Source organism: Flavobacterium sp. (assembly GCF_044368625.1).
Lineage (GTDB): Bacteria > Bacteroidota > Bacteroidia > Flavobacteriales > Flavobacteriaceae > Flavobacterium.
Genome location: NZ_JBIPPD010000215.1, coordinates 1 through 5,504 on the forward strand (window position 1 = coordinate 1; position 5,504 = coordinate 5,504).

At 30.8% G+C, this 5,504-nt stretch carries 5 protein-coding genes and 1 pseudogene; all 6 read left to right on the forward strand.

Annotated elements, in window-relative coordinates; translation table 11 throughout:
- A partial coding sequence (locus tag ACIQ2X_RS13360; protein ID WP_396179430.1) for an ABC transporter ATP-binding protein occupies positions 1-1,007 on the forward strand: 1,007 nt, incomplete at its 5' end.
- A 220-nt stretch (positions 1,008-1,227) separates the two neighbouring features.
- Positions 1,228-1,380 (forward strand): annotated as a pseudogene (locus tag ACIQ2X_RS13365) (DapH/DapD/GlmU-related protein); the annotation flags it as partial.
- Positions 1,381-1,531: 151 nt separating this feature from the next.
- Entirely contained in the window at positions 1,532-2,809 is a 1,278-nt protein-coding gene (locus ACIQ2X_RS13370) for a hypothetical protein (protein WP_396179431.1), read from the forward strand.
- Complete coding sequence (locus ACIQ2X_RS13375; protein WP_396179432.1) at positions 2,802-3,698, forward strand: glycosyltransferase family 2 protein; 897 nt, start codon at positions 2,802-2,804, stop codon at positions 3,696-3,698. The genes ACIQ2X_RS13370 and ACIQ2X_RS13375 overlap by 8 nt, the downstream gene beginning before the upstream one ends.
- Before the next feature lie 3 nt (positions 3,699-3,701).
- A complete protein-coding gene (locus ACIQ2X_RS13380) occupies positions 3,702-4,538 on the forward strand; it encodes a glycosyltransferase family 2 protein (protein ID WP_396179433.1) in 837 nt (278 codons plus the stop codon).
- Between the two features lies 1 nt (position 4,539).
- The gene (locus ACIQ2X_RS13385; protein WP_396179434.1) at positions 4,540-5,469 is read left to right on the forward strand and encodes a glycosyltransferase family 2 protein; all 930 of its coding nucleotides are present in this window, start codon (positions 4,540-4,542) and stop codon (positions 5,467-5,469) included.
- Positions 5,470-5,504: the final 35 nt, after the last annotated feature.

Below are 5,504 nucleotides of genomic sequence, written 5' to 3' on the forward strand. Positions count from 1 at the left end.
AAGTAACCACACCCACAACAGGTTCGATAAAATACAAAGGCCGAATTGCATCCTTATTAGAAGTGGGTACAGGTTTCAATCCCGAACTAACAGGTCGAGAAAACGTGTACCTGAACGGTGCCATTCTTGGAATGACCAAAAAAGAAATCACATCCAAGCTTGCCGAAATCATTGAATTTAGCGGATGCGAACGCTACATTGACACGCCTACAAAACGTTACAGTAGCGGAATGACCGTACGATTGGCATTTGCCGTAGCTGCTTTTTTAGAACCCGAAATATTGGTAATTGATGAAGTTCTTGCCGTAGGCGACGCCGAATTTCAAAAAAAGGCTATTGGCAAAATGCAAGACATCTCAAGACAACACGGAAGAACGGTTTTGTTTGTGAGTCATAATATGGCGGCGGTAAAGAGTTTATGTACAAGAGGGATTGTGTTGGAAAATGGGAAGGTTGTGTTTAGTGGAAATGTTGAAGAATCAGTGGGTTTTTACCTCCAAGATAGTCAAAAAAATCAAGGATTACTCAAAAATAGAACTGATCGTAGCGGAAATCAAAGAATAAAATTTAATAGTATTGAAATTATTAATTCAAAAGGATTGTCAGTTGCACAAGTATTTGTAGGTGAAAATATTCAGATAAATATATCATTTGAAATTTTTTCGCAAATACAATGGGAAAAATTTATTTTGAGTGTAATTGTTTATGATATTTATGAAAACATTATCTGCGCTTTTCCTTCTGACGAAATGGGCTATAATTTTAATGAACATATAAATAATTGTTTTTGTTTAAATATCCCCTTTTTAGGGGTTAGACCAAATATTTATACAATAGCATTATATAGTTTTTGTGGAAGTACTCAAACAAGCGATGCTGTTGATATTATTAAAAATGCTTTTTCGTTTGAAGTTTTATCAGACGATATATATAAGTCAGGAAAAGGTATAAGAAATATGAATTGTGGATTTATTAAAGCAAATTATGATAACGAAAATTTTAAGTAAGTTCAAGAAATTTTTAGGTCTATTCGAAGTTAAAGCTAAAAAGCAAAAAACTTTTAGTAAGTATAAAATTGGAAATGTTAAACATCACAATACTATTATTGATGGATTGATTCCGCAAATGGTTAAAATTGGAGATGATTTTATTTCTGCTCCAGGTTCAATGATTTTAGCCCATGATGCATCACTTTTTAATCACATAGGTTGTCACAGAATTGAAAAAACAATTATTGGGAATAAGGTTTTTTTAGGAGCAAATGCCATAATTATGCCTGGCGTGACTGTTGGTGATGGCGCCATTATTGGCTCTGGCTCGATAGTAACAAAAGACGTACCCAGTTTTACTGTGGTAGCAGGAAATCCTGCCAAAATTATAAGTACAGTTCAAGAATATATTACAAAATGCGAAGCGAAAAATATTTTGTTTAAAACACCTGAACATTTAAATAAAATTTATAAAGGTGAAAAGATAACACCTGAGGATAGAGATTTATTTCAAGATTTGTATTTAAAGTATTGTTCTCAAAATGGAAAATAAAACAAATGTATTAGTTTTAGGCATTGGACAATCCAATTTTCTTAATGCGTTGTACGGTGAAATTTTAAAAAGAGATAACACCTTTAATTTTAGTATTGATGTTTTAGCGCATTTGCCTAATGACAATCATAATGAAACTAATACGGTTTTTACAGAAAGTTTAAATTTTGACAAGCATTTAAGTGAAATATCTTGGTGGAAGAAAAACTGGATTTTTTGCAAAGCAATCGTGCGAGTTTTTTTTTTAGAAATCTTCTTTTTTGAACTAAGTCAAAAAAAATCAGTTTTAAAAGCCTTGCGTTTTTGTAAGCGACTTGCTTTAAAAGAATACATCTACAAAAACTATATTTCAACAGGAAGTTTTGATGTATTGCATTTTCATTTTTGCACCAGAAGCAATTTAGAATATTTGCATTTTGTAAAAAAAGAAGTCAAAGTAATATGCAGCTTCTGGGGTTCTGATCTCTGGCGGGTAAGCAACATTCGAGATAACTTTTATGTTTCTAAAGCTTTAAATAATGCAGATGTAATCACCGTACAAACACCAGAAATGGCACTAGCATTAAAAGCAAAATATGGCAACCATTTAAGTAATAAAGTAAAAGATTTACGATTTACGATAAGTGTAGCAAATTATGAAGCCATTAATTTCTTCCGGAATAACGTTCAAGCTTTGGAAGAGTTTAAACTGAAATATCAATTGGTTGAAGGGAAATTAATCATTCAATTGGGGCATAATGCTTTTCAAGAAAACAATCATCTTAAAATGATTGAGGCTTTAAGATCCTTGCCAAAAAGCTATAAAAACAAAATGATATTCATATTACATTTGAGCTATGGTAGAAAAGTTCAATATTTAGCAGATATAAAGAATGCGGTAATAGAATCACCAGATTTAGAGTTCAGAATTCTAGATGAATTTATGAATCCTATCGAAATTTCAAAGTTACGTCTGGTAACTGATATAATGATTCATGCACCAATAAGCGATGCTTTAAGTGGGACAATGACTGAGGTTTTATATGCTGGAAATACAGTAATTGCCGGTGGATGGTTGCCGTTTGGTATTTTACGGCGAAACGAAATTCAGTTTGAAGAGTTTGAAGAGTTTGAAAATTTAGTTCCTAAGTTAATCCAAACTATAGAGAAAATAGAATTGAATTTTGATAAAAAAATAGGAAACAAAAAACACATTGAAAGTTTTTTGTTTCCTAATAGAACATCTGCGGATTGGATTGAATTGTTAAAAAATTTGAATAATGAATAATCCCTTGTTCTCAATTCTCGTCGCTAACTACAATAACGGCCATTTTTTTAAAGATTGCTATGAAAGTATTATTGGTCAGACGTATTCAAATTGGGAATGTATAATCGTTGATGATGCCTCTTCAGACAATTCTGTACAACAGATAAAAGATATTATTGGAGCGGATACTCGGTTTAAAATTTATGAAAATGAAGAAAATAAGAAATGTGGTTTTACCAAAAATAAATGTGCTCAATTGGCAAATGGCGAAATTTTAGGCTTTTTAGATCCAGATGATGCGTTGAAAAAGGAAGCTATCGAAAGAATGGTTTTTGAACATTTAAAAGATGAGAACGTTTCAATAATTACGTCAAGATTTGATTTAGTTGATTTGAATATGAAATTTCTCGAAACGGGAAAACAAGGGGCAAGTATACTATCTGGTAAATCATATTTAACCGACGAGCAAGGAAAGCTAACACATTTTGCTTCTTTTAAAAAAGTAAAATATAGTGCCTCAGTCGGAATTGACCCGCGAATGAAAAGAGCTGTTGACCAAGACTTATATTACAAGTTAGAAGAGCAAGGATCGCATGCATTTATTGATGTTCCTTTATATTTGTACCGAATTCATAAAGAAAGTATTTCAGCCAATGAGAATGTGTATAAAGCCAGATATTGGCATTTTTATGCAAAGCTCGAAGCCTATAAAAGAAGAAAGAGATTAAAGATAGCCATAGATAATTTTTCAACGATTCAAGTCAAACGAATAAAATCCAGTTATTACATGAGTAGATTTGAAATTGCAAAACAAGAACATAAAAAGTGTATTCAATATTATTTTTTGCTGAAAGCGATAATAGTGTATCCAACCCATAATTTGAAATACAAGTTAAAATCATTACTTTAGAAAGTGAACCCGTTAGTCTCCATAATTGTCCCCTGTTTTAACCAAGCGATTTTTTTGCCTGAAGCTTTACAATCTGTTTTGGAACAGACTAATAAGCAGTGGGAATGTATTATTGTCAATGATGGTAGTCCAGATGATACTGAAAAAGTAGCACAAGAATGGTTAAGTAAGGACATTCGATTTAAGTATATTTATAAAGAAAATGGGGGGCTGAGTAGCGCTCGAAATGCGGGTATTAAAACTGCATTAGGGAAATATATTTTACCGTTAGATGCAGATGATATGATTTCAAATAATTATTTGGAAGTTTGCTTACTTGAATTTAAAAACAATCCGCATAGTAAACTTGTTTATGGAAGTGCAATAAAGTTTGGGGCGGTTAATTATCCTTGGAACTTATCCAAATTTAAATATGAGGCGCTTCTGCAAAACAATATGATTTATTGTAGTGCTCTATTTAAAAAAGATGACTGGTCATTGATTGGTGGCTATGACGAAGAAATGAAATTTGGTTTTGAGGACTGGGAGTTTTGGATCAGGTTGTTAAATCACAATGCAACAGTATTGAAATGCGAGGCTGCGGTTTTTTTCTACAGAACAAAAAAAAATTCAATGATAACAATACTTAGAGCTAATGGGGATTTAACCAAAGAGATAAGAAAGTATATTTTTGACAAACATAGAGACAAATATACTTTACTTACGGATTATGAACAATTTGAACAGAATAGAGTTTTGGTTAAAAGTTTGAATAATCTGCATATTTCTCAAACCTACAACTCCTTAATAAAAGCATTACTAAAAAAAGTTTATATTAGGATATTCAAATTTAAAATTTAAAATGAAGGTATCAGCTTGCATAATAACCTATAATCACGAATTGTTCATTGAGGATTGCATTAAAGGAGCTATTAATCAAAATATTGATTACGACTATGAAATTATTATTGGGGAAGATTGTTCCACAGATAATACCTTTGCTATTTGTGAACAATACGCATTGGAATACCCTGATAAAATTAAACTTTTCAGAAGAGAAAAAAACCTAGGCCTTTCAGGAAATTGGATCGAAAGTTTGAAAGCTTGTTCGGGCGATTACATAGCAATATGCGAAGGTGATGACTATTGGACTGATCCAAATAAATTAAAATTGCAGTTAAATTTATTAATTAACAATAATAAATATGTTTTTAGTTTTCATGATAGTTTAATTTATAACTTAACTAATAAATTGCAAAATTTAAGGGTTGGTACTAAAAAAATAGATAAAGAGCCTAACATTGCCTCTGTTTTACTCGAAAATAATATTAGAACAGAAACTATGGTTTTTAAGAACACTTTGGATTGGAATAATTTGCCATTTTGGTTCAAAAACACTTTAAAAATAGACTATGCTTTAATTTTATTGTTACTTGAAAATGATGGAAGAGCTATTTACATAGATAAAACAATGTCTTTATGTAGAGTACATAAAAATACTTTGTGGAGTTCTAAAAGTGCAACAGTTCATAATCAGGAAGGATTAGCTTTTTTTACTAACTTCTACACTTATACGAGTGAAATGAAAATAAAAAAATTGGTAAAGTATAAGATTAATTTTATTAAGGCAAATATGGGAATTATGCTTATGAGAGATGGGAAAATAATTAAAGGATTATCTAATGTTGTTTTCTACAATAATTGGTTTAGTAAATCATTTACTATTAAACTAAAAAAAATAGTAAGTGCCGGTAAATCAGGAATATTTAAAAGAGTTCATAGCATTGAATAAAAATAAAAAAATAAAACTTATTTTCAAATCGCTCA